The 25,268-nt window shown below is 50.3% G+C and carries 18 protein-coding genes and 1 riboswitch; of the genes, 8 read left to right on the top strand and 10 right to left on the bottom strand.

What is annotated here, in order from left to right:
• Positions 1-72: 72 nt before the first annotated feature.
• From MKX98_RS07160 to MKX98_RS07135, 6 genes are all read right to left on the bottom strand, one after another.
• Entirely contained in the window at positions 73-1,053 is a 981-nt protein-coding gene (locus MKX98_RS07160) for a DMT family transporter (RefSeq protein ID WP_220686265.1), read from the bottom strand.
• A 136-nt stretch (positions 1,054-1,189) separates the two neighbouring features.
• Positions 1,190-1,356: riboswitch (FMN riboswitch) on the bottom strand.
• Between the two features lie 236 nt (positions 1,357-1,592).
• A complete protein-coding gene (locus tag MKX98_RS07155) occupies positions 1,593-1,961 on the bottom strand; it encodes a hypothetical protein (protein ID WP_339222307.1) in 369 nt (122 codons plus the stop codon).
• Positions 1,962-2,128: 167 nt separating this feature from the next.
• Entirely contained in the window at positions 2,129-7,243 is a 5,115-nt protein-coding gene (locus MKX98_RS07150) for a choice-of-anchor I family protein (RefSeq protein ID WP_339222305.1), read from the bottom strand.
• Between the two features lie 650 nt (positions 7,244-7,893).
• Positions 7,894-9,513 carry an extracellular solute-binding protein gene (locus MKX98_RS07145; RefSeq protein ID WP_194541325.1) on the bottom strand — a complete coding sequence of 540 codons (1,620 nt, stop codon included), beginning with the start codon at positions 9,511-9,513 and terminating at the stop codon, positions 7,894-7,896.
• A gap of 33 nt (positions 9,514-9,546) precedes the next feature.
• On the bottom strand, positions 9,547-10,428 hold the full coding sequence (locus MKX98_RS07140; RefSeq protein ID WP_071221163.1) for a carbohydrate ABC transporter permease: 882 nt from the start codon (positions 10,426-10,428) through the stop codon (positions 9,547-9,549).
• Positions 10,429-10,443: 15 nt separating this feature from the next.
• Positions 10,444-11,334: an ABC transporter permease subunit gene (locus MKX98_RS07135; RefSeq protein WP_233355163.1), complete on the bottom strand. Its 891-nt coding sequence runs from the start codon at positions 11,332-11,334 to the stop codon at positions 10,444-10,446.
• Between the two features lie 362 nt (positions 11,335-11,696).
• Here MKX98_RS07135 and MKX98_RS07130 point away from each other — a divergent pair, with 362 nt between their 5' ends.
• Positions 11,697-13,964 carry an AraC family transcriptional regulator gene (locus MKX98_RS07130; protein WP_339222303.1) on the top strand — a complete coding sequence of 756 codons (2,268 nt, stop codon included), beginning with the start codon at positions 11,697-11,699 and terminating at the stop codon, positions 13,962-13,964.
• Positions 13,965-14,096: 132 nt separating this feature from the next.
• On the opposite strand, the gene MKX98_RS07125 is transcribed toward MKX98_RS07130, so the two are convergent.
• Complete coding sequence (locus tag MKX98_RS07125) at positions 14,097-15,296, bottom strand: acyltransferase (RefSeq protein ID WP_339222301.1); 1,200 nt, start codon at positions 15,294-15,296, stop codon at positions 14,097-14,099.
• A 183-nt stretch (positions 15,297-15,479) separates the two neighbouring features.
• On the opposite strand from MKX98_RS07125, the gene MKX98_RS07120 reads away from it, so the two are divergent.
• The 5 genes from MKX98_RS07120 (at position 15,480) to cpaA (ending at position 20,428) form a co-directional block, all read left to right on the top strand.
• Positions 15,480-16,412 carry an AraC family transcriptional regulator gene (locus MKX98_RS07120; RefSeq protein ID WP_339222299.1) on the top strand — a complete coding sequence of 311 codons (933 nt, stop codon included), beginning with the start codon at positions 15,480-15,482 and terminating at the stop codon, positions 16,410-16,412.
• Between the two features lie 202 nt (positions 16,413-16,614).
• Positions 16,615-17,922, top strand: coding sequence for an ABC transporter substrate-binding protein (locus tag MKX98_RS07115; RefSeq protein WP_339222297.1), 1,308 nt, complete (start codon positions 16,615-16,617; stop codon positions 17,920-17,922).
• An 85-nt stretch (positions 17,923-18,007) separates the two neighbouring features.
• Positions 18,008-18,961: a sugar ABC transporter permease gene (locus tag MKX98_RS07110; RefSeq protein ID WP_339222295.1), complete on the top strand. Its 954-nt coding sequence runs from the start codon at positions 18,008-18,010 to the stop codon at positions 18,959-18,961.
• A gap of 1 nt (position 18,962) precedes the next feature.
• Positions 18,963-19,787, top strand: a complete 825-nt coding sequence (locus MKX98_RS07105; protein ID WP_339222293.1) for a carbohydrate ABC transporter permease — start codon at positions 18,963-18,965, stop codon at positions 19,785-19,787.
• 155 nt (positions 19,788-19,942) lie between these two features.
• Complete coding sequence (cpaA, locus tag MKX98_RS07100; RefSeq protein ID WP_220687501.1) at positions 19,943-20,428, top strand: capreomycin N-acetyltransferase CpaA; 486 nt, start codon at positions 19,943-19,945, stop codon at positions 20,426-20,428.
• A 140-nt stretch (positions 20,429-20,568) separates the two neighbouring features.
• Here the strand turns inward: cpaA and MKX98_RS07095 are convergent, their stop codons facing one another.
• Positions 20,569-21,081: a GyrI-like domain-containing protein gene (locus MKX98_RS07095; protein ID WP_339222291.1), complete on the bottom strand. Its 513-nt coding sequence runs from the start codon at positions 21,079-21,081 to the stop codon at positions 20,569-20,571.
• A 57-nt stretch (positions 21,082-21,138) separates the two neighbouring features.
• Entirely contained in the window at positions 21,139-22,089 is a 951-nt protein-coding gene (locus MKX98_RS07090) for a YafY family protein (RefSeq protein ID WP_339222289.1), read from the bottom strand.
• A 243-nt stretch (positions 22,090-22,332) separates the two neighbouring features.
• Here MKX98_RS07090 and MKX98_RS07085 point away from each other — a divergent pair, with 243 nt between their 5' ends.
• Both MKX98_RS07085 and MKX98_RS07080 read left to right on the top strand, forming a co-directional pair.
• Positions 22,333-22,815, top strand: coding sequence for a PH domain-containing protein (locus MKX98_RS07085; RefSeq protein WP_339222287.1), 483 nt, complete (start codon positions 22,333-22,335; stop codon positions 22,813-22,815).
• On the top strand, positions 22,808-24,484 hold the full coding sequence (locus MKX98_RS07080) for a PH domain-containing protein (RefSeq protein WP_339222285.1): 1,677 nt from the start codon (positions 22,808-22,810) through the stop codon (positions 24,482-24,484). The genes MKX98_RS07085 and MKX98_RS07080 overlap by 8 nt, the downstream gene beginning before the upstream one ends.
• Here the strand turns inward: MKX98_RS07080 and MKX98_RS07075 are convergent.
• Entirely contained in the window at positions 24,479-25,117 is a 639-nt protein-coding gene (locus tag MKX98_RS07075) for a TVP38/TMEM64 family protein (protein WP_339222282.1), read from the bottom strand. The two genes, MKX98_RS07080 and MKX98_RS07075, sit on opposite strands and share 6 nt — an antisense overlap.
• Positions 25,118-25,268: the final 151 nt, after the last annotated feature.

Raw genomic sequence — 25,268 nt, 5'->3', positions numbered from 1 at the left:
ACTGGAACAGTTTTGTGTAACGGCAAAAAAGCCGACCCCATCCGGATCGGCTTTTTCTACAAACGTATGATTTTATTGCAATTGCGGGGAAGCTTCGGATTGCTGTCTGGAAATAATAAACAGTACGACCCAGATCAGCAGGAATCCCAGAAGCTGAGGACCTGTCACGATCTGCTGGAATACGATCCAGTTGATGAGCACGCCCACCATGGGAAAACTCAATTCCGCGAGTGTTGCCACGGAGGCTTTGGTCGTGGTTAATCCTTTATAATAAACCAGCAAGCTCAGGAGACCCGGCAGTAATGCCTGACCGATCAGGTTCAGCGATACCAAGGCAAAGGCCCCGGTATTCCAGGCCGGCATATTCCATGCTGCACCCTCGCTCCACGTGATGACGGTCAGGAGCGGCAGGGCAAGCACGAAGCGCAGCGAGGTTACCGTCTCGTATTTCAGTTTGCCTACCATCAGGCGCCCCATGACGGTTGAACCGCCCCACAGCGCTGCTGCGCCTAAGGACAAGAGACTGCCAACTTGAATAAACTCATTCCAATGGCCAATCGGCAAGGTTAAACCGAAGGTCAGTAAATACGTGCCCGCCAACGCGATGGTGAGCAGTATCCCGAAATGGCGCGGAAGCTTCTCTTTCAGAAGCAGGCTGGCCAGAATGATGGCAAACAGCGGCTGCAGCTTCTGAAGCAGCAGGACGGCATTCAGATTGCCGCTCGATAGCCCCATCGTGAACAATACGGTAGCCAATGCCGAGCCGCCCCAGGATATAAACAGCAGAGCACCTACATGATTCCAGCCAAGGCCTTTTAGTTCCTCCCGGTTCTTCCACAATACAGGAATTGCAATCAGGGAAATAATGATATGTTCAAGCAAAACGATCTGTGCCGAAGTCAGATTCTTAAGCAGAATGACCCGGAATAAGGGGTCTACGCCCCACAGGGCGGCTCCCAAAACGACGAGCCAGAACCCTCCCTTAAAACGTCGACTTGCCTGTGTGTCGGAACCATAGGGTTTCACCTTGACTCCAGTATTAATATTACTCATCTTGCCCTCTCCTGTCTTGAATACGGAGGTCTTACTAGCAGAAAGCCCCCGTCATCGACATATGTCGACGTAAACGGGGGCTGATCAAATAAGCCTGCGCCCGAATGGAAAATTTCGCATCCACGGCAAACTCATCTTTGATCTTCTCCCATCCGGACTTTACCGTCGGCCTTGGAATTGCACCAAGTCAGTCGCTGCGATCAGATTCACACCAGAACGCAGCGAGTCGCGGGCTGAGTTTCGTTCACGCCGGAACGAAGCATCACCGCCGGTTAGGAATTTCACCTTACCCCGAAGATCCATATTCATGTTTTATTTTGTAATGCATTCACACTCACTAATTAACCGATAATTCCTATGAGCTTAGTTGATATATTGAAATTATAACATGAATTCTTTCATGTAAATACATCTATTTTCAAAATAAGTGAAATTAGACTTGAATACAATGAAAAATCTCACGTTCAACCAAGACTTACTGAGAATTATACAGCAAGTATCGATTTGTTACCAGTATGATTTTTTGGTATTTATTCATTTTAGGTAATATCGAATATCTTGTAGCTGGAACGGGTACCGACCGCACCAGCCTGAAGACATAACAGATCGAGAGCGTCCTTGGTATTATGACTCATTCCGCCTGTTTGAGGCAACGACATCGATAGATCTGTTGAACTGCCGGCGGATTCACTCTCGTACTGCTTCGTCTCGCTTAACAGCATTTTGCTCCCATCCGGTTGAACCATATACTGACGCAAATAACCGTTTTCCCTTACGGTTACCAGCTTTCCCTTATTCTCTTCTTCCTCCTTGCTCTTCTGGAGCAGCTGTTCAAATCCGCCTTGGGCTGATTCGGCGTCCATCCGTTTCACCTGACTCCAGTATGTATATGCAGACGCAATGCGCATGAACCCACATCCTTATCCCATCGTTAATCTAACACTTACGGATATTATCGGATACCAGCGCACTTCTCTTTAACCGCTCGCAATTTACATTGTTATAAAAAAAATGTCCTTAAGGTTTCAGCAACCTTAAGGACGGTCTTATAATTTCTAATGGATTCCTGCTTCGCTTAGTTCATAAAGTTCAATGCTGCCAAAGTACGTTTCAGAACAAGTGCCGCTTGCGCACGGGTAACCGAATCGAGTGCACCGAAATGACCATGGTTGTCACCCCGCAGGATGCCTTGCTCCGTAAGACTGGCAATATGGGCAGCCGCCCAAGCAGGGATGGATGCCTGATCTTTGAATTCAATACTGGCATTCGCACTCTGGTTCGGCAGGTCTGTCGGATTCACCGCCTCCATGGCCCTGGTGATCATTACGGCCATTTCCGCTCGAGTCATGCTGGCATTGGGCAAGAAGGCACCGCCAGTGCCGCCCTCGATCAAGCCGTAACGCAACGCTGCGCCGATCTCGCCAGCATACGCGGAGGCATCCTGAACATCCTTGAATGCTCTGCTCTCGATGACCGGACTAAGTCCCATCGCGCGGACCAGCATTGCCGTAAACTCTGCTCTCGTGATTACTTTGCCCGGCGCGTACGAGTTAGCGTTAACTCCGTTCACGAGCAGCTTGGAAGCCATGGATTCGATTTCCGCTTTCGCCCAGTGGCCGTTTAGATCGGCAAAGCTTTTCTTATACTGCAGCAGTGCGTAAATGCCGTTTCCGGCATGCTTCACTTCGATGGCCGGTTTACCATTCCACGTCGTCGCTGTGGCCGGTACAAATCGGAAGCTTCCCGCATCTGCGTCAAAAATTACAGCAGTGACCGAATTCGAAGCTGTCCCTGCCGGCAGCGGCAGGATGCGGCTGATTACGCGCTTCCCGAAATCCTTCCGTTCTTGCTCTGCGCCTGGTGCTCCAACCGCTACGTCAAACTGAAGCGCTCCGTTCGCAGCCATCGAGGCACCCATGGAAGCTGCCTTGCTTATCATAGCATCCGTTACCTTGCTGGCTGCCGGAGCCACGGATACCTTCACTTGGATGCTGCCAGAGCCTTGAGCCGGCTTCAGAACCTCATCCAAATGTAGAGCCGTCACTGGAAGACGGAAGGCTCCAAGTGCGGTCTCCAGCACCAGGGTCACATTCGAATTCCGTTCCATGGCGAGCTTCAGACCTGCTGCCGAAAGGGATAACTCGGCTGCACGGTTCAACTCCGGAGCCCGAATAATGAGTTCCTGCTGCCCGTTCGCAGACAATCCGGCAACTGCCTTCTTCCACGCCTCTTCCTTCACCGTAATGCGGTCCACTGCTCCGCCTGCATCAGTTATATTCAGATCCTTGCCTGCCATTACGTTTGGCAATGATGTGTTTTTGCCAGAGGAAGGAGGATTAGGCTGTGATACCGGCGGTGTTACGGAACCGCCTCCCGACCCGCCTGATCCAGATCCAGGAGAAGAGCCGTCGCCCGGATTCGCCGGTTTCTTCTGCTCCGTAATTCTCCCCTCGACCTTAGGCGTAACCTTACCGCCCAGCTTGTTCACATATTCCATAAAAATTTCATAATCCGGGTAACCCAGATCCTCGTTGTATTTTCCTTCGGCAATCGCATCGGCAAAGGATTTATATCCATCCCCGCCCTTGGCTACAAAGCTGTTCGTTGCCATCCGGTACGTCTCGGTCAATACCAGAGGTTTGTAGCTTCCGTCCTTCATGATCTGTACGTCGAACACTTTATCGCCTGCCGGAGCGCTAGGATCCCATTTGAATTTCATCCCGGCGATTTGCGGGAACTTCCCTGGCAGATCCGCCAGTTTGGCACCGCTTATTCCGTTTTCCAATCCGTCTTTCAGCTGCTGTCCCGTGACATCCATGACAAACAGCGTATTCCCGAATGGCATCACTGTTCTCAGCTCGCCCATCGTGATTTCGCCCTCATCGATCGCGGCGCGAATACCTCCACCATTGGTGAGGGCAATATCAGCATTCTTAAGCTCTTTAGCTTTAGCCAGCATGCCATCCGCAATCAGATTACCGAGATTCGTCTCCTTGGAGCGGACATTCTCGCGTTTGCCATCAAGTACGACGCCTGCAGTACCGATAACCTGCTTCATCAGTTCTTCCAATTCCGCTTTGTAAGGAGCCAGCATATCCTTGGCCTGCGTGTCTTCCTGGACCGTACTGTCTACCGGAATCAGCTTGCCGTCGAGTTCGCCGTCGCCAACGAGAACAACGCCGTTTTTGTCAAACTGCAGGTCTACCCGGCCGAGGAACTTGCCCCATTCATTCGCCTGCACGATGACGGTTGGTGTACCGTGTTGATTGTCCGTCACCACTTCCGGTGCATTGAGCGTTGTATGGGTATGGCCTCCGACAATGAGGTCGATGCCTTCGACGGCCTCGGCCAGCGCCTGATCTTTAGCGTAACCCAGGTGAGACAAGGCGATGATCTTATCAAGCCCGTCCTTCTCCATCGCTTCAACCGTTGCCTGGGCCGAAGTCACCGCATCGCGGAAGACTACGTCTTTCCCCGGGCTGGACGTCTCGGCCGTATCCTCGGTCGTTAGGCCGAATACCCCGACCCTTTGGCCGTCAACAAGCAATGTTACATATGGATATACCCCGTTATTTGCCGTCGTCTTTGGCTGATCGGTATCGATCACCGCCGGCTTACGAATCAGGTGCGAGATGTTAGCATCCTGACTAAGATCCACATTCGCGCTGACAAGCGGGAATTGCGCCTTACTCACGAAATCTGCAAGCGTCTTGGTGCCTTGATCGAATTCGTGGTTACCGAACGTCATCGCGTCATAACCCATATAGTTCATGAAGGCCAGATCCGCCAGCCCAAACCATTTGGTGAAATACAGATCGCCGGAGAATACATCCCCTGCATCCAGCAGCAGGCTGTTCCCGCCTTCGCTGCGGACCTCCTGAACCAGCGTAGCCCGTCTGGCCACTTCCGCCAGATGCGCATGGGTATCGTTGGTATGCATCACCGTTAACTTCCACGGTTCTCCATCCACTGAACCGTCCGTTACCTTAACCGGCACTACCGCTGATCCGTAGCCATCCTTGCTCAGGACGGTAATCACCGCTTCCCCTGCGGAGATCGGCGTGACCAGGCCATTCTGGTCTACCGCAGCCACCATTTCGTTGGAGGAACTCCAAGCCAGCTCGGTTGAACCGCCTTGGATCGGCTCCACGCTCGCCTGCAATAGTTCCGGTGTGCCGCCTGGACTCAGCTTAAGCGATGTCTTGTCCACCGTAATCTTGGTTACCTGGAGCTCCAGCAGGGCCACCGTTCCACTGACCTCATTAGCGACCAGCAGCAGCGGCCGTCCTGTCTTGCTGTCCGCGGCCGGAATAAAGTCCAGTCCCTCCGGGCCGGAATCCGACTCTATCCCGCCGTTAAAATCCCGTGTGTTGATATAGTTCAGAAACGCAGGATCGGATGGATTCGTGACATCATACGTCATAACCCCGCCAATGCGCTCAAGTCCGACAAAAGCCAGCGTTTTCTGTCCGACCTTACCCACGGCAACATATTCCGGCTCAGGTCCTTTCTTGGCGCTGCGGCTGTCCAGATCGGTTTTATCATTGCTGGCATTGAAATGATTCGGCAAGCGCTCGGCCGTAATCTTCTCAAAATCACTGCCGCTGTCGTACACCTGGGACATGTCGGCTGCATTCCAGATGGAGAATGAACGACCTCCATACAGATATAGCCCTTCAGTGCCCATATCGCTGGCAACTTCAACCTTGTCATAGGTGGTTCCCTTGTCAGCCAAAAATTGAGCTGCCGGAGATAACGGATCCAGACTAGGCTTCATTTTGCCAATGTTGCTTTCATTGCTTCGGTCATCCCAGCCGGTAGCATCCCCTTCGTTCGCAGACAGGATATACTGCTGTCCGTTCACGCTGTAGGTCGCAATTCCGTCCGGCATATACATGCCGTAAAAAGGAACGTTCTCAAACTTGATTTGTCCATCCTTCAGGAGGTCGAGTTGGTTCTCTGGTTGATTGAAATCTTTATACCCGAGCCCTTTGACCGATTGGATACGCTTCGCGTCGATATCGACCACGGCGATTGCATTATTCTCCTGCAAGGCGACATAAGCCGTGAGCTCATCCTCGGACAACGAGATGTACTCGGGTTCCAGATCACGAATCGCTTCAGCTTTGGTTCCGGTGCTGCGAATTTGCCCGTCCGCTTCCACAGGTCCGCGAATATGCACCTGATCGTCAATGATCGACGGGTCATCAAATTTCAGATGACTTGCTTCGCCTGATAAGGTGTCGATAATCGTAATGCTTCCTTCCGGATCAGGAGCGGTCTCCGTACGTGGCTCGCCTTCATCCGCCGTCAGGATATAACGGCCATCGGACGTATACTTGACCATGTCCGGCTGGATGCCGGTTTCAAAAGATCCGATCAAACCGCCGTCATAGTCGAGCACCAGGACCTTGCCGGCTTTCGTATGATCCTGCTCCTGTACAGCGACCACAACCTGCTTCGTCTTGGTGTTGATATCCACGCTGGTCAGGTCCCCATACAGAAAACCGTCCTTGCTTGCCAAGTCTTCCACATTAATCTGCTTGTCCTTCAGCAAGCTGCCGTCAGCGCCAAGAGACACGATATCGAGACTTGCCGGCTGGGTTGAACCATTGACTAGATAGAGCTTTCCATTATCTTTGTTGTATTTTACAATTTCCGCCACGCCGCCATCCTTATTGGAGGTACCTACCGAATAATGACCGATCATCCTCATGGCCAGCTTGTCAGCCACCGGATCTGGGCGTTTCCCCAATACTTGCAATTTCACAAGCGACTGAGCGGTCGCAGGTACGGGTGCGCTATCCTGCACCGTTACCTCAACCGTATATTCGCCCTCTTGACCAGCAGCAGGCGTACCCGTAATGAATCCTGTATCGGGCGTAATGTCCAAGCCTGCCGGCAGACCCGTCGCCGAGAAGGTATAGGGCGCTTGTCCACCATACACATCAACGGTCACCGTGTATGCCTCTTCTGCATGCGCATCCGGAAAGATCTTATCGGTAATGCCGAAATCAACGGCAGCGATATCGATAGCTGCATCTTGTGATGCTGTTTCCGCGCTGGCCGTCTGGAGTATCTCCTGTCCCTCTTCAGCCATCACGGTGCCTGCCGAAAATAAAGAGGCCATCGTGATTTCCGCCGCCATCAACAGCGAGACTACTTTCATGCTTTTATGCTTCAACTCCATATCCCCTCTTCTATCCTTATTTAATTCCAAGTGTAAGGAAGAAATGTTAACGCATGCTCAATAAAGGTGGCGGATTGTGTAAAAAGGACGCTAAACAGCAAAAAAGCCGCGACATCCATGCCGGGCTTCTGCAAGCGGCAGCTGTGTCCGAGCTAACTGCCGCTTGAAATTACCTTCATATCTATTGTGATACTCTCCTTATCAGAACGAGTACCCGCATACTCATCGCCATTAATCAATGATTCCAAAATGCCTCATCGTAGCAATCGTTATCAATATACACCAACGTATGAACAGGATGGCCCACATGATCAGAGAACCCTGAATCAAACGCTCAACTATCCATTCCAGTTTTTTATTTGAGCTATGCCTGCGCCTCTGCTTAAATAACCATGCCGCGATTCCCTTGGAAATATTCCTGAAAGTCGTCTTCCGCTCTATGTGCGACTCCTCCCCTCATGATATCGATACTTACGAATATACTCCCGCCAAGGTGGGATTTTGAGTACTCATTTTTGTGAGGGCGTCTAATTGTCATTAAATATGATCTTATCACCCCTTTTGGAATATTTCACCAATTGTTTGGAATAGCAAAAAACGCGATACGGGTTCCGCCCCGTACCGCGTCTTTCGATTGTCATCGTTTCCGTTTACTCCGCCTGGTAGCGCTCATAAGCGGCCTGGTAAACCTCCATGTATCGGTCCAATCCCATCTTGTTAAGTGTATTCACATACTCATCCCATTGGCTGAACGAGGCCGAGCCGTTCACGAATTTCGCTTCCATTTCCTTAACGTAATCCTCGATATCTTTACCAATCGAGGTCATGACCTCCGTTTCCTCCAATGTAAAGTTAAAGTTGTACAGAATCTCCTTCACGGCATACGGCTCTGCCTTTTCGGCTGCGGCCATGGCGTTAGGTCGTGTCTCCGAGGCTTTAAACCATTTCTCCCGCACAAAGCCAGGATAGCTGCCCCCCAGCCAAGTGAAATACTTGGCCAACGCCTGATCCTGCGTTAATCCATTTGGATTCTCCGTAATCTCCTTCACATACTCCAGCTGACCGTCAGCGTTCTTCGTAAATGTCTCGCCTTCTTTACCCATGAAATAGAACTGGGCGCCCTCATCCCCGTAGAAGTAATCCATCCAGCGGATCGTTGCTTCCGGATTCGGGTTCTTATCGGTAATCGCAAATGCACCTACGTGAACCATCGGCACTTTGACGTGGGAGTAAAGCTGATCACCATGCGGTCCCTTAAGCGCCCCGAGGCCGATGTATTCTTTGCGACCCATCACCATCTCCGGATTCGGCACAATCGTAGCACCGAGCAGGCCCTCCTGCCCTTTGGCATTCAATGCGCCGCCCTCAATCGTGAAGATCTCTTTATCGAGCAGTCCTTCCTGGTGCAGCTTGTTTACGAACTGGAGCATTTCCTTATACTCCGGCAACGCTTTGGTGAAGCGCAGTTTCCCAGTGTCCGGATCTATGTCCACCAATTTATGGCCAAGTCCGCTTGTGCCAAGTCCCCAAGATCCTTTCAAGTGATCGATGATTCCGGTAATGCCTGCTGAAGCGAAAGGAATCTCATCATGCTTTCCGTTACCGTTTAGATCGGTTTCTTTTACCGCCTTCAAATACGCATAGAATTCTTCTGTCGTCTGCGGCTCTTTCATCCCGAGCTGATCCAGCCACTCCTGATTAATCCAAATCGGTGTACCAATCAACATGGAGAGCAGCGCAGGATCGTAGAAAGATGGCAGGGAATAAATATTGCCGTCCGGCATCGTCAGCCCTTTTCGAATATCTGGGTACTCTTCCATCAGCTTTTTGAAATTCGGTGCGTATTTATCGATCAGATCATTCAGCGGTATAAATACTCCTTGCTCCCCATAACGGGTTAACTCTGCGGAGCTGACCCTTGCGGAGTAGAATACATCCGGATAATCTCCACCTGCCAGCGCTAAATTCCGCTTCTCGGTCAGGGTATCGAATGGAATGAGGTTCCAGGTCACATTCACATTGGACATCTCTTGATAGGTTTTCCATACGAGCGTTTCCTCGAATTTGCTCCCGTTTGATGGCGACTTGCCCGTGAAGAACGTCAGATCGAGGGGCTCGTTCACAATCGGCATGCCGGTCTCGTTAAAATTGGCTTGCGGCGTCTCACCTTTATCCGTTGCACTTTCCCCGCTTTTACTACCGCAGCCTGCCAGCAATCCGGCTGCCAGTACAGCTGCCAATGTGAGTGAAGTCCATTTTCTCATCACCATAAAATTCAATTCCTCCTCATGAAATATCCGTAATCAACCTTTAATTGCACCAATCATAACGCCCTTCACAAAATACTTTTGCAGGAACGGGTACAGCAGCAGCATCGGCAGATTCGTCACAATGACCGCCGCATATTTGATGGCTTCCGCGTCCATCAGACTTCGCGCCAGTGAATCGTCGCTGATATCCACCATCTCCTGCATCTGTCCCTGTACCAGAATCTCGCGCAGGAACAGCTGCATCGGATAATTAGCACGATCAGATAAGTAGATCAGCGCGCTGAAATACGAATTCCAGTGACCTACGGCGTAGAACAGCACCATCACGGCCAATATCGGTCCGGATAACGGCAGCACAATCCGCAGCAGTACCCGCATATTGGACGCCCCATCAATGAACGCTGCCTCTTGCATTTCCTTCGGAATGGAACTCTGGAAGAAGGTCCGCATGATGATAATGTTCCACACGGATACGGCCGAAGGTATAATGATGGCCCAAATCGTATCCAGCATTCCCAGTTCCTTCACCAGCAAGTAATTGGGGATCATCCCACCGCTGAAGAACATAGTAAAGACAATGATGAGTGTAAATACATGTCGACCCTTGAAATCAACCCTGGAGAGCGGATAGGCTGCCGCAATGGTCATCAGAACATTCAGCGCCGTTCCCGTCGTGGTATAGAGCAAGGTGTTCAGAAATCCTCGCACAAGCTCCGAATTGGCAAACAACCGCTCATATCCGACAAACGACAGCTCCTTGGGCCAGAGCCATACTTCCCCTCGCATGACCGTTTCTGGTGCACTAATGGAAGCAATAAGAACAAAAAATAAAGGATACAGTACAAGGAGCGTGATAAAAGATAGTATAATGTAAATAAATACTCCGGCTATTCGTTCACTTCGGCTTTGCGGCATACGCATCATTCCTCCTTACCATAGGCTGTTCTCGCTGACTTTTCGGGCGATCCGGTTTACGGTAATCAGCAGGATGAAGTTTACAACGGAGTTAAACAGGCCAACCGCAGCCGAGAAGCTGTACTGGGCACCCAGTATACCACTCCGGTATACATTCGTAGCAATGACGTCAGACGCTTCCATATTGAGTGAATTTTGCATCAGGAAGATCTTCTCGAAGCCGACGCCCAGAACGGAACCGATGTTCAGAATCAGCAGAATGGTCATCGTTGGAGCAATGCCCGGCAGATTGATATGCCATATTCGCCGGAACCAGCCTGCTCCATCCACCTTGGCCGCCTCATGCAGCTGCGGATCAATCCCGGCGAGTGCCGCCAAGTAGATAATAGAGCTCCAGCCCATACCCTGCCATACGCCGGACCATACGTAGATGCTCTTGAACCAGGAGGGCTCCGTCATGAAGGCGATCGGCTCTCCGCCGAAGGAGGTGATAATCGAATTGACCAGGCCGCTGACCGGCGACAGGAACATCATGATCATGCCGACGACGACCACCGTAGATAAGAAATGGGGTGCATAAGTTACGGTTTGTACAAATCGGCGGAACCGGCCCGATCTGGCTTCATTGATCATCAATGCCAGGATAATCGGAATCGGAAATCCGACCGCCAGCTCATATAACCCGATGCCCATCGTGTTTTTGATAATGCGCCAAAAATAAAAGCTGTCAAAAAAGCGTTCAAAATGCTTGAAGCCTACCCATGGACTATCCATGATCCCTTTGTTCGCAATAAAATCCTTAAATGCAATCTGGACGCCATACATGGGTACATAATGAAATACAATGAAGTATAACAGAACTGGTGCAAATAAAGCGTACAGCTGCCAGTTTCTGCGAACCTGCATCATCCATCTTCGCCAAGCACTTTTCCTGCGAATGTTTGAATGCGCTTCCAAGGTGTTTAGATGACGTTGTAAAATCGGCAATCCCCCCTCTTTCGTCTATGCGTCTTCGTGTGTCCCAAGGTCCACGACTGCATCATAAACGACTCGAACGTATTAAGGGTATTGACCATTTTAATGATGTCTCGCCTTTCATTGGATGAATGGGCAGAAACACCGATTTCCTAAAGCATTGCTTAAAATCTAAAATATTGACTATCCATTTTTTACGAACGATTAACATGAATCGGGCACAATCCTTAACACTTGTCCTATATAATGTTGTGAAACCTTGGACGTCAGAAAAATATAAAGGGGGGAAGGCTGTGAATTGGATCAGACATAAAAGCCGCAGTGTATTCTTTAAAATTTTTCTGAGCTTTCTGGCCATCATCGTGTTATTCGGATTGTTCTATACGGTCATTTTCCAACTCTTTAAGACCAGCCTGCAGAAAGAAATCATCGATACCAGCCAGCAGGCGGTTCACGATACGGCAGAGCGGTTCAACAACCAATTCAGCAGATTGCAGGTATTAATGTTCGATATATACAATCAATCCGAATTAATCGGCTTCAATAATCAGCTTCGCCACCAGGCCGGAAACGAAGTCAATTACTTGAAGGCTCGAGATGTGATGCTGCAGATGCGGAGCGATATCTATAATCCGTTGTTCTTTCTGGAGGATACCCTGATTTATCTCCGGGAGTTTGATTTTGTACTGAGCAAATCCGGAAGCGGCGATGCTTCCTATATGTTCAATCGTTCCTATGCAAGCCCGAGGTATCCTTATTCGTTCTGGAGCAGCTACGAGGGCCATCAGGAATCCTTCAAACTTCTCCCTGCGGCAACTTATCAAATCAACAACGATTTGTCCGAGAAAACACTGATGCCTTTTGTCTACAAGCAGCCGGACAGTCCTTATGAGGTCATTGCCCTTATCGATATCGACAAGGCCGCTCAGTCCTTCTTCGGCGAATCCGATGATCGTGCACTCGCCATTCTGAATGACGAAGGCCAAGTGCTCTATATGCTGGGCTCCATGAACCAAGATCAGCTGCCGACGTTTGAAGCCGGACAGAAGGCCGTGCTCAAAGAGGGAACCTACTATTTTGCCGAAGCCGGGTCCGACGGACTGACCTATGTCTCGGCTGTGCCTTACAGCCATGTCTCTTCGCAGCTCAGCCGGTTAACCGGCGGTTTGCTGCTCATCTTCTGCCTGTCGCTTGGCGTGGCCCTTGCCGCTTCCTTTTTCCTGAGTCGCAGATTGCACAAGCCGGTGAAGCAGATTTTAACAACCGTGCTGAACAGAGCCAACAGTTCATCCATGCCGGAATCCGGAAGCATCACCGAATACGATCTGATCCAGAACCGGATTCAAGAGCTGTTCCGGGAGAAGGAAGAAATACGGGAGCGCATGAACAAGCATAAATCCGTTCTAACCAGTTACTCTTATATCAGTCAGCTGAAGAGCATCAATACCGATATTAGCGAGTGGGAGGATTTCCTGTCGGATGATGGAAGCTTCATCGTGGTTCTATATCACATCCGTTTCCGGATGAATCCGGTTTATGAGCTCCCCCTCCAGACCGATCAGGCGGTCCGCCATATACTGGAACATATTCATCTGATCACGGCAGAACGCTATCCGGGATCCCACACGTTCCAGATCGAAAAGAATGAGATCGTATCCATCTTTAAACGGGAGGAAGCCGCCCGCCTGGAGGAACTGCTGCAGGAAATCAAGGACATGTTAAATGAGGAAAAGGAATTGTTCCTTGTCACCATCGCCGTCAGTTCCCAAGTGAGCCACTCGTCCGAATTCAATCAAGCCTACCACCAGGTCAAAGGACTGACCGCACAGGCACAACTCTTGGAGGAATCACAGATGGTAACCAAGCAGCGGGTCCTTCCAAACACTGTCAACCTAAGCCCGTCTCAGGAAAAAGGACTGCTTGACGCGCTGCAATCCGGCAGCGACAGCCGTTCCTTGCAAATCATCGATCAGGCGCTCGAGGCCATGCAGCGCAAGGAGGCCGGCATCTCGCAATTCCGTTTCTTCGCCGATTCGGTCGCTTCCAAGATTCTAAGTTATATGGAGACGGCCCAGATTGACAAAACATCTGTCCAATCCTTAAAGCAGTGGAGCGCAAGATTGGCAGAATGCCATTGCTTAACAGATTACCAGGGGGTATTCCGCCAGCTCGTCGAAGCCTCCTGCGCCCTCATTCGCAAGAAAAAGGATACTGGCGAAGAGCCGCTCATCGCCATGTTCATGAACATTATCCATAACCAGTATGCCGATGATCTGTCTCTCGACTATCTGTCAGCCAAGCTGAACCTGTCGAGCGCCTACCTCTCCGTCTATATCAAGGAGAAGACCGGTCTTAACTTCAGCGACCATCTGCTTGGCATCCGTATGAACAAAGCAAAGGAACTGCTGGCATGCACGGACTTGACCGTCAATGAGATCAGCCAGCGTGTTGGCTATCTCAACATTACCTCCTTCAACCGGACGTTCAAGAAGGCCGTCGGCATGACGCCGGGCGCCTACCGCAGGCAGCATGTGGTGCAGACCCATGCCAGCGGATCTTGAATGGTCGCTGTGACAAAAGAAAACCTTCTCTTCTCGGCATGGACCGGGCGTATGCCCGGCCATGTACGCGGAAGAGAAGGTTTTTTCGTTTTATTTTCGCCCACACGCTGAAATAAACGGATCTGTATTGATTTAATCGGCCTTCATGATCTGGTCCGTTTGTACTTGCCCACTATGTCCCAGTCCCCTTAATTTCTGAGCAGAGAACAGCCGCTTGTTCCACCGCGTTAACCAGAGCAATATCCGGGCATCAATCAGCCTGTAGAACCCATGGGCCGTGACAGCGATAACCAGGAACGTGATGATCGTTGTAAACAGCACGTTGGAGCCATAGGTTAGAAGCGGGCTAAGAAACAGAAATATAAAGCTCCCTAGGGAACAAATAACGGTGAAGTGCACAAGGTACAACGAAAAAGAGACTTTACCCAAATAAGCAAAAAACCTGTGGCTGAATATCGACTGCATTCGGTTCGAATTCAACAGGACCCCTAGGATGAGGAAGGATCCGATAACATGATAGAACACAAAGAAATTAAAATCGGAAGCTCCCCATTGAAGAAGCGAATAAATCGTTCCTTGCGGTGCGACATAGGGATAGGAGCCTGTGTAAATACCGATACAGAGAAGCAGGATATGGATCCAGGGCCGATGGATAGATGCCAGCCAGTCCCTCCTGCTATTCTTTACATCGCTGAGCAGCATGCCCAATATAAATCCCAGGTAATAGGAATCGATGAATACGCAGATAAGGACGGCATAAACGGCATAACGAATCCCATGATGGCCACAAGTTACTAGAATAACAAAAATCAGAAATGATCCAAACAGCTCGTAGGTCATCGTCCAAAGCACGGGATTGTATTGCGATCCATACGTGAAAAAGGTATGAAACAGGCTTTCCTTCAGCATGACCAACAGATTGGCGTCAGCAGCAAACGGATCCGGCATCGAAGATAACGTCACTCCGCGTATATTGTCGTACGCTCCGAGATCCAGAACGAGAATCAGATAAGCAAGCAAAACGGACACCAAGGCGGGTACGGCCAAACGAAAATAGCGGCGAATGGCAGACGAATAAATGACGAGCCTGTCCCGGGTTTGAAAAAATCGATAGCTAAGCACATATCCGCTCAACACAAAAAACAGACAGACCGAGAAGTTGCCGTTAAACAGCAGATTGAACGGTGTTCGCGCGGCAATCCCCTCGAAAGCGAAATGCACGATCTCCTTCCTCCCCTCAAAAACAGACGGTGCAAACACCTGAAAAAAATGAGATACGACCACGATCAAGGCAGCTAAACCTCTCAAACCATCCAAATATACAATTTTCATAACAACCCCACGTTCCCCTAGAAATAGGATGTTTGCGAATGCGAAACATATTTCAAAGGGCAGGAAGAGGAATGCTGTACACGATTTGTTTTTCAGGGATAATCATCTTTAAGAAAATAGCTGACACCTAAATTGAAAGCGTTTTCTTAATTCTGAAGGAAATCAATAGGGGAGGGTAAAACATTGAGTATTTATTGGAGTCAGGTGGATCTTGAAGAACTAACTGGATCAGGTGTCGTTTATTTTAACTCAAAGATGGAAATGTTGGAAGGTCTTCCGTGCAAAATGTATAAATTGACCTATCAACAGAGCTTATGGACGCATTGTCATGATTATTTTCAGATTTGGTATGTGGCGAAAGGGGGATTCCAACACACCGTCAATCAGCAGGCGTACGAGATCTCCAAAGGCGATATTTTTGTTATACCTCCATTTACCTTGCACAGTGTCAGCATTTCACCCGAAGAGGACATCGAGATTTACGGATGCGAATTTATGCCTGCCTTTGTGAACGAGAGATTTCAGGAAATGCCAACAGATCATGCTTTTTTCGATGTGGCGTTCCTGGAATACTTTTTGCGCAAGGAAATGAACGCCCAGGCCAAAATAACGCTGGACACCGTTACCGACGTAACGGTCCAAAATGTCTTGAAGGACATGCTGATTGAATACGAGAGACGTACCCCTTTTTTTCAAATAGCGCTCAAGGCGAAGCTGCTTATCCTCCTCTCGATTCTGGTACGGCAGGTCAACGGTGAACTGCTCAGAGAAGGATTCGAGAAATCAGAGAAATACCGGGGGATCATGACAAGAGTCGTTGATCACATCCATAACCACTACCAGGAAGATATGAATATAAATGATCTATGCACCCTATCGAATTTATCAAGGTCCACGTTCTGCATCCTCTTCAAAGAATGGACAGGCAAAACATTCAACCGGTATCTCACCGACCTGCGGATTCTACAAGCCATGATGATGCTGAAGCAGCCGGAGTTAACCGTCACGGATGTTTGCTACTCCACCGGTTTTAACGAACTCTCCTATTTTTGCAGAATCTTCAAAAAATACACGGGCATCTCCCCCACCGACTTTCGTAAACAAGCGATCAAATAGAACGTTCAATGCCATACGATAATCCTATTTTTGAACACGATAGTGAAATGAAATGATTTTATTACATGCTACGATATCCATAATTCTTACAAATAACTGGATCAGGGCCGGTTGTTTAGTCAACTGTTTTGGGGAGGGAAATTAATAGAACTTTGATTACGCTACACGGATTGTACACGATAGCTCAAGGGGAGGAAGAGGAATGAGTAAGAAGAAACATTGGATCTGGAGCCTTATTCTATTGTTCTCTATCGCAACAGGATGCTCAGGCGGCAATGCGCCGCAATCAGGCAGTGATGGTGACAAGCCATCCGATCATCCACCTGCACAGGATGCCGTAACGCTCGACTTCTGGTACGGATGGACCGGACCGGAAGCGGAAGCATTGGAACGATTGATTGCCAAGTGGAACTCGGCCAATCCCGACATTCAAGTAAAGGGGCTGTCCCAAAGCGACTATCAGAAACAGCTTACCGCGATTACCGGTGGCAATCCTCCGGACATCGCATCCCAATTTGGACAAAATGTCGTGCCGTGGGGGCTGCGCGGCGCCATGATGCCGCTCGATGATTATATAACGAAGGACGGCTTGGATCTTAAGGACTTCGTGCCGGCCGCCCTAAGCACGTCCCAGCATGAAGGCAAGACGTATGCAATCCCGACGGCCATGCATGTATCCATGCTGTTCTACAACAAGGATATATTGCAGGAAGCCGGCTATGACGGTCCACCGGAAACCATAAGCGAGCTTAAAGAATATATCAAAAAGCTGAGCATCGTCGAGGATGGCGGGCGCCTCCAGCGGCTCGGACTGTGGCCCGGAATGGATGCGTATACGTTCAGCTATGCCTTCAACGGATCGTTTTATGATGAAGCGACGCAGCAGGTGACGCCGGACCATCCCGGGATCCAATCGGCCATTAAGCTCTCGAAGGAGATCTGGGATCAATACGGTTCCGATAATCTGGATCGATTCTCTTCCGGACTTGGCCAATACATGTCGGCACAGAATCCGTTCTTCTCGGGCAAGTATGCGATGACGATTGACGGAGAATGGCTGCCCACCTTCATCAAACAATACGCGCCTGATCTGAATTATGGCATTGCCCCGATTCCTTATGATGAGAACAACCCGGAATTTAAAAACTCCGGAAATGTGACTACCAGCGTATTCTATATCCCGAAAGGCGTCAAAAACCCGGACGCTTCCTGGAAATTCATCAAATGGATGACCGAGCCGGAGCAAATGGCCGAATTTACGGCTGCCCTTGGGAATCTCCCGACGAGGAACTCTGCTTTCTCCAATCCACTCTATGAGGATGTGCCCGGGTTCAAGGAATTCCTGGACTATTCAGGAAGCGAGAACCTGAAGTCCTTCCCGGCTTCTTCCTACGCGAATGAGTACATGACGGAATTCAGCGCGCAATATGATGCTATTCTCCGAGGTACCGTCAGCATGGAGGAAGGCTTGGACAAGGTAAAGGCAAAGATTCAGCCGCTGGTGAAATGATGAGCTAAGCAGGCTCTGTCCAATGCAGCGATGTATTGGGCGGAGTTGCATACTAAATACTTAATGCGGAAGGAGAATCGCGAAGATGAAGGTCACCACAGCAGCCAATCAACGAAAACGCGTATCAGGCTGGTCCCGGAAGGAGCGTCATTATGTATTCCTTGGCCTGGCGTTCGCTTCTCCTTGGATTATCGGCTTTCTGGCTTTTACGGTCTACCCGTTCTTCGGTTCGCTCTACCTGAGTCTGACCGAATACGATTTATTCAGCCCTCCCAAGTGGGTAGGGCTTCAGAATTACGAGTTAATCTTTGCGGATGACCGCTTTTATAAGTCGCTCGGTAACACCTTTTTCATGGCGTTCATATCCGTGCCGATCACGCTGGCGGTCTCTCTGCTGATTGCCATGATGCTCAATTTCAAAGTGAAAGGAATCAATTATTACCGCACCATCTTCTACCTTCCATCCGTCATACCCATCGTTGCAAGCGCTCTCTTGTGGACATGGATGCTGAACCCCGACTTCGGTTTGGTTAACATGGCACTTCGCACCCTGGGTTTAACGGACCCGGCGTGGCTGCTTGATCCCCGCTATACGAAACCGTCTCTTATCCTGATGAGCCTATGGGGATCAGGTGCAGGCGCATTAATCTTCCTGGCCGCCCTTCAGGGCGTGCCGAGGCAATATTATGAAGCGGCTCAGGTAGACGGAGCGAACTGGTGGTACCGGTTCTGGAAGATTACGGTCCCTGCCCTGTCCCCCATTATTCTTTTTCAGCTCATCATGGGGTTGATCGGCGCCTTTCAAATCTTTACGGAGTCTTATATCCTGGCCGGAGGCAAGGTGGATGGAAGCGGCTCTTTGGGCGGGCCGGAGCAATCGCTGCTGTTCTACGCGGTCAATTTGTACCAGGAAGCCTTTGTCTTTCTGAAGATGGGTTATGCCTCGGCGCTCGCCTGGATTCTGTTTATCATTGTGCTGCTGATTACGTTCATCCTGTTAAAAACGTCAGGCCGCTGGGTCTATTACGGAGGTGATTAATATGGCTGTCAGGCTGCGAGTGATCATACCGCATTTGGTCCTTCTTCTATTCGCTGTGATCTTTCTGTTTCCATTCGTATGGCTGGTGATGACCTCGTTGAAGACGCCGGAAGAGATACTCGAGTTCCCGCCGAGCATCTTCCCGGAGACGTTTCAGTGGTCGAATTATAAAGAGGCGCTTTCAGCTATTCCCTTTACCCGCTACATGATGAACACGTTTCTGATTTGTATGGTGAATATCATCGGTCAGCTATTCTCTGCACCGCTGGTAGCCTACTCGATTTCCCGCATTCCTTGGAAGGGCCGGAACATCATCTTTACCATCGTGGTGGCGACCATGATACTGCCGGCGCAAGTGCAGATGATTCCGCAGTACATCATCTTCACCAAGCTCGGGTGGGTCAATACGATCATGCCGCTTACCATCGGCGCATTCTTCGGGGCACCGTTCTTCATCTTTTTGCTTCGGCAGTTCCTGCTTGGCTTACCGACCGAATTGTCCGAGGCAGCAAAGATCGATGGGGCTTCGGAGCTGCGAATATATGTCAAGATCATCATGCCGATCCTGAAACCGGCATTGGCCACCGTCGCTTTATTTTCTTTTGTCTGGTCGTACGTGGATTTCATGGGCCCGCTCATTTATCTGAACGATTCAGCAAAATGGACCATCACCGTCGGCCTGCAAAGCTTTCAGCAGGACCACGGGGCGCAGTGGGAAAAACTGATGGCGGCTTCCACCATCATGGCGATTCCCATGATCCTGATCTATTTCTTCGGACAGAAGTATTTCATGAAATCGGGATCGGCACTAACCGGGTTCAAATAAGCTGAACCTTCTCGGAATGGATGCCTTCTCTTCCATAGTGGCTCGGGGTCCTTTAGACCGGCTATGAACACGGAAGAGAAGGTTTTTTTACTTCCAAATCGAAATAAAGGATATAGGGATGGAACCTATATCAACAAACCCAAAGGATGAGAATAATGCCTCTTCGTATCACGGCCATGACCGAAACGTACGCCGATCAAATTATGCAATGGAGCTATGAACCTCCCTATGACTTCTACAATAACGAGCCGGATGAGGAGTTTCGGAAAGAAATTCTGGAATGTTCGTATTACGCCATACTGGACGAGGAAGGGCAGCTCTTCGGCTTTTGCTGTACAGGCTCATCAGCCCAAATTCCGATCGCAATCCCGTTAGGTGCATATGACGAGGATCTGCTGGATTTGGGACTTGGCATGAAACCGGAATTGACCGGACAAGGCCGGGGAAAAGAGTTCCTCTCGTTCGTGCTGGCATCCATCGCTAAATTTCACAATCGCCAATCGTTTCGGCTGACCGTTGCCAAATTCAATGAACGAGCCATTCGCTTGTATACCCAGCTGGGCTTCTCGGAAGTTGCAACGTTTGATTATGGCGGCACTACGTTCATAACGATGATCAAGAAGCCGGACTTTGGATCGTAAAATAAAGAGGGTAATCCCATTGTAGGATCACCCTCTTCTTCATGATTAGCCAATATCGCGTATTCCCGGGTTAGGTCATATCATCCGAAGAATAGTCGCTTTCCACTCCAGGCACTGGAACGCCCTGCCGAAATTAACTCCTATTCAATCGCGATATATACGTCCACCACAGTATTCGCAGGATCAAACTCCTGCATGTCATAGCGTTCGTAATCCCCGGTATACGTCCTTTTATCGGCTGATTGCTGGAAATAACTCCAAATTTCATGCCACACCTGCGGAACGACTTCCATCAAAGGGCCGCGTCTTGTCCGAAATACCATGTACTTAGCTGCCGGGACGGAAGCCTGCTGCAGCTCCTCCGTAGAAGCCGCAACTGCCACAGCTTCATCCATCCTGTTGCCGATAATTAAGGTGTACGCCCCGGATGCATCGCTCTCGTAATCCGTGTACAACGCATAGATGGCTTGATCCTTATCAGATAATTGCGTCTGCAACCCGCTTTGGAAATACCGGTCCCATAACTGCGGTATTTTGCCTTGCGGTCCTGCCTCCGCTTCGTTCGTCGTTCGAACGCCGACACCCTGAATGAACATGGCGGGTCTAGTCTCGACCCATCGTTCACTTTGATTCTGCTGTTGACTATGACTCATATGTTGTTTCCTCCTTGAGATGAATATGTTTCTATTCTAAAGAGGTAACGTGGACATCTATCTGTCCTGGTTATCGTATCGCTGCATAATCAATTGCGCTCTTCGTTTCACTTCCTCCGCCGCTTCGCCCGGCTGTTCAATCAGCACCTGATCCCCAAAGCTTAGTATCATGCTGTAAAACCACTCATCCAATTTGTATAACACTCGAACGCGTAAAGAGCCGTCCGGGTTGACGGTTACTCGTTCCGGCGGAAAAATATCCGCCACCCGCTGACGCGCGGCAGCTTCGAATAGCAGCACCGTCTCCTGCTCCAGCGCGCTTGACCAAGAGGAAACCCATTCCAAGCGTTCCATGCTCGGTATCATTCTTGTCTCCGAAGTCTCATCCAGCATCTTGATATGCTGCATGCGCGATAACCGAAAGATTCGAAAGTCTTCCCGCTCCAGGCAAAAGGCTTGTACATACCAAATATTTCCTTTCAGAATCAAGGATGCCGGTTCAATGGTTCTTCGCTCCACGTTGCCCCGGCTATCGATATATTCCATCACGACCCGGCGCTTTTCTTGAATAGCCTTTTTGAGCAGGCCCACGGCGGGTTTCAGTCCTTGACGCTGTCCCCAAGGCTGAAAGTCCATGACCACCGGTTCCCTTCGATATTCATCGCCAAGCCCCTGCTCTACCCTATGCAGCAGCGATTTTACCTTCTCAAGCAGGATGCCCATCTGCTGATCCTCCAGTGCACTGCTCATCCCTTTAACCGCTGTAACCAGCGCACTCATCTCCTCGGCGGACAGCCAGTACTTGTCAATCATATAATGCTCCATAATTTCAAACCCGCCGGATATTCCCTGGTGGGCCACAATCGGGATCCCGGCTTGGCATAGCGTATCCATGTCGCGATATATGGTTTTGCTTGATACTTCAAACCGATCGGCCAACTCCTTGGCGCTCAGTCTCCCCCGGTTCAGAAGCAGGACGGTTATGGCTAATAGCCGGTCTATTTTCATTACACGCGATCCTTTCATTCTCGATCATTTCAAGTTCTTCCTTAACTCAAGCTTAACAGATTCAGCATATGTTCATGCAACCGTTAGGTCTGGTTCAATTGCTCGTTCGCCCGTTATGCTACAATGATAAGCACGGCAAGCAAGTCGGAAGACGGGATGAAACGAATCCTTCCCGAGCAACGTAGACATACATATAAATGCGAAGGACTGTTTGAATCTTAAACATCAAGGAGGAACATACATATGGACAATCGGCTTGACGATATGCGCAGATGTCACCCGGATTCCGTAACGATCTCCCGCATCACGGGTTTCATTACGGATGGAGTGATCCTGCTCGCTGCTGCAGCTTATCTGATCATCGCCGCTATATTCGGGTGGACCCTGATACCGGGCTGGATCACCATCGGACTGCTGGTTCTCGGAGCCTGGTTTACTTGGGCCGTGCCCTCTTTCACCTACAAACAATTCGGCTTCAAGGTAAGCGAGGAAGAGTTGGAGCTTCGTTCCGGCTGGATCTGGCTCAGTGACACCCTTGTCCCGATGACGCGTGTACAGCATGTGGAGCTTGAGCGGGGGCCGCTCCTTCGTAAATATGGTCTAGCCAAGGTAAAGGTCGTTACCGCCGCAACGACTCATGTTATTCAGGCGCTCAAGCTGGAAGATGCAGAGGAACTGAAAAAACAGATCGGCGAGCTGGCCAAAGTGGTGGATCACGATGAATGAACCGACAAGACTGCACCGGCTGTTCATCCTGTTCCCGCTCGTAGGCAGCGTAAAATCACTCATTCCCATCGCCGCTCTCGTATCCATCAAATTCCTTAACGGAAAATCGCTGCGCGATATCCCCTGGTATTGGCTGTCCGCCGTCATCGTCATCCTGGTCTCGCTTCTGCTTCTGTACGGGTATCTGAAGTGGAAACGCTTCGTCTATACGTTAGAAGAGGACAAAATCCTCATCCGTCGCGGCGTTCTGTTTCGTGAGGAGTTGTCCATCTATACAGGCCGCATTCATTCCATGAATTTGGAGCAGCCTTTGTTGCAGCGAATACTGGGACTCACCCAGGTCCGAATCGAAACGCCGGGCAAAACGGAAGGCGGCGGCATACTGCCTGCCATCACCAATAGCGAAGGCGAACGGCTGCAGCGCTGGCTGCGCGAGCAAACCCGAACAAGGCAGACGGAACGGGAGGTTCGCCAAGCTCATGAAAGTTCCGACCCATCCGATCAGAGCTTTCCCGCTCCGAGCGAGAGGGCAGCTGTTCAAGCGTCGGAAACCCGAGAGAATCACGAATCCATTCAACCGTCGAATCAGAACATGGCATACGGAAGCGATCCATTGACGGGTTCCGATTTCGGCGCTACTGCCGGGAGAGATACCGCAGACGATCCTGGGACGGCAGAGGAAGAACGCAGCACGCTGCTCCAGCTATCCTCGGGACGCCTGCTCATTGCCGCGCTCTCCTCGCCCAACCTGTCTCTGGCTTTAGCCTTTGTAGGCGGTATTTTATCTTTTGCCGATGACCTGCTCCCGGATCAAATGTACCAATCGCTGTTTCAATCGGCAGGGAAGCTGCTGCCCGGGAGCTGGATCAGCATTGCCGCTGTGGCGTTCATCATATCCTGGCTGCTCTCCGCCGTGCTCTACACGATCAAATATGCGGGATTTACCGTCGAGCGCATCGGGAAACAAATCTCGGTCAGCTGCGGTCTGCTGGAGAGAAAAAGACTGCTCTTCTCTCCCGAACGAGTGCTGGCCATTACCGTGAAAGAAGGCGTATTCCGGCGCTGGTTCGGTTACGCTGAAGTGAAGGTTCATGTGCTTACGTCCGAGTCCGACAAGCATTTCATGCTTCATCCTCTACTGAAGATCGTAGATATTCCAGCGCTGCTGGATCGGGTCACGCCTCAATTCAGCGCTCAGCCTATTACCGCTTCGCCGCCGCCCCGCGCAAAATGGATGTACCTGCGGTGGAAGCTGGCTTTTGCCGCGATCGTTAGCGGCGCATGCATTTGGTATTTTGACAAACTCGGTTTGTTATCGCTTCTGCTCCTCCCGCTCTCGTTAGCTTGGGGACTCCTTTCGCACCGGGATTCCGGACTTAATGTAACGGACAAACAGCTGACGATCCGCAGCCGTTTCATTGCGATGTCCACCAGGTATATACGCCGACCGCAGATTATCGCCATGGAGGTCAGCGGCACCCGCAGACAGCGAAGAAGAGGACTCCTGTCTCTGCAGGTGAAGATGATATTCAGCGAGATCAACGAAAGCTTAAACGGCATGGATCAGCGAGAGATCGAGGCGGTTCGGGCTTGGTTCCAAAAGAAAAAGGGCGAGACCTCCGCATCTGCAGAACGGAGTGGTCCCGCCTCATCCATTGAGCAATTATAACCGTTTGCCCTCCGTTCTTCCCGAACGGCCAAAGCCTGACAACCGGTAAACCAGCAGGGTTATCCCGAGAAATACGCCGTATACCCCAATGGTTATCATGATGTGGGAAGGGTCGGTCATCAGATGATCGCCTACCATCGAGAACAGCAGCATCGCAGGGATCTTGCCTAGCGCGGACGCGATGCTGTAAGATGAGAACGTTACCTTGCTGAGAGCCGCGTACACATTGATGACAATGGAAGGAATAAACGGGATCAACCGGGTAAACAGGATGGTCATAAAGGCGTTCCGTTCGAACATCGTTGTCACTTTTCCCAGCCTGTTATAACGGTAAAGCACCCGGTCGCCCCATTCCTGAAACCCGTATCGGATGAATATAAACATGAGGATGGAAGCAGCGGTAGAGCCGACCCAAGTGACGATTCCACCGATAACCGGCCCGAGGGCGGCACCGATTACGCCTCCTACCACCGGATAAGGGATCACCGGAAACAAGGCCATGATGACAGCCATGAACATGATCAGCGTCATACTGTCTGTCGATCGAATCCAGACCAATATGGTATCTCCATAAAAATACACAAGACCACCTATGGCGGCGTAAACCAATGCCATTCCTAATTTCTTGAACATACACCACACTCCAGGTCGTAATGCACCTATTGTATCACGCAGCATGTCCATTGGAACAAACGCAAAAGGGACGCCCCAAGGCTATAAGCCGGGGTGTCCCTTTACCTGATGCGGGCCAGTCCGCTCTCTAAAGCGACTTCTTACTTAGGGA

The organism is Paenibacillus sp. FSL W7-1332, from assembly GCF_037969785.1.
Taxonomy (GTDB): domain Bacteria; phylum Bacillota; class Bacilli; order Paenibacillales; family Paenibacillaceae; genus Paenibacillus_AQ.
Note: the sequence above shows the minus strand (reverse complement) of the source record. Positions and strands in the feature narration are given on the sequence as shown.

Excerpts from the sequence above, each read along its gene's own strand:
- MKX98_RS07160 (WP_220686265.1), bottom strand. The coding sequence starts at position 1,053 with ATGAGTAATATTAATACTGGAGTCAAGGTGAAACCCTATGGTTCCGAC.
- MKX98_RS07155 (WP_339222307.1), bottom strand. The coding sequence starts at position 1,961 with ATGCGCATTGCGTCTGCATATACATACTGGAGTCAGGTGAAACGGATG.
- MKX98_RS07150 (WP_339222305.1), bottom strand. The coding sequence starts at position 7,243 with ATGGAGTTGAAGCATAAAAGCATGAAAGTAGTCTCGCTGTTGATGGCG.
- MKX98_RS07145 (WP_194541325.1), bottom strand. The coding sequence starts at position 9,513 with ATGGTGATGAGAAAATGGACTTCACTCACATTGGCAGCTGTACTGGCA.
- MKX98_RS07140 (WP_071221163.1), bottom strand. The coding sequence starts at position 10,428 with ATGCCGCAAAGCCGAAGTGAACGAATAGCCGGAGTATTTATTTACATT.
- MKX98_RS07135 (WP_233355163.1), bottom strand. The coding sequence starts at position 11,334 with ATGCAGGTTCGCAGAAACTGGCAGCTGTACGCTTTATTTGCACCAGTT.
- MKX98_RS07125 (WP_339222301.1), bottom strand. The coding sequence starts at position 15,296 with ATGAAAATTGTATATTTGGATGGTTTGAGAGGTTTAGCTGCCTTGATC.
- MKX98_RS07115 (WP_339222297.1), top strand. The coding sequence starts at position 16,615 with ATGAGTAAGAAGAAACATTGGATCTGGAGCCTTATTCTATTGTTCTCT.
- MKX98_RS07110 (WP_339222295.1), top strand. The coding sequence starts at position 18,008 with ATGAAGGTCACCACAGCAGCCAATCAACGAAAACGCGTATCAGGCTGG.
- MKX98_RS07105 (WP_339222293.1), top strand. The coding sequence starts at position 18,963 with ATGGCTGTCAGGCTGCGAGTGATCATACCGCATTTGGTCCTTCTTCTA.
- cpaA (WP_220687501.1), top strand. The coding sequence starts at position 19,943 with ATGCCTCTTCGTATCACGGCCATGACCGAAACGTACGCCGATCAAATT.
- MKX98_RS07095 (WP_339222291.1), bottom strand. The coding sequence starts at position 21,081 with ATGAGTCATAGTCAACAGCAGAATCAAAGTGAACGATGGGTCGAGACT.
- MKX98_RS07090 (WP_339222289.1), bottom strand. The coding sequence starts at position 22,089 with ATGAAAATAGACCGGCTATTAGCCATAACCGTCCTGCTTCTGAACCGG.
- MKX98_RS07085 (WP_339222287.1), top strand. The coding sequence starts at position 22,333 with ATGGACAATCGGCTTGACGATATGCGCAGATGTCACCCGGATTCCGTA.
- MKX98_RS07080 (WP_339222285.1), top strand. The coding sequence starts at position 22,808 with ATGAATGAACCGACAAGACTGCACCGGCTGTTCATCCTGTTCCCGCTC.
- MKX98_RS07075 (WP_339222282.1), bottom strand. The coding sequence starts at position 25,117 with ATGTTCAAGAAATTAGGAATGGCATTGGTTTACGCCGCCATAGGTGGT.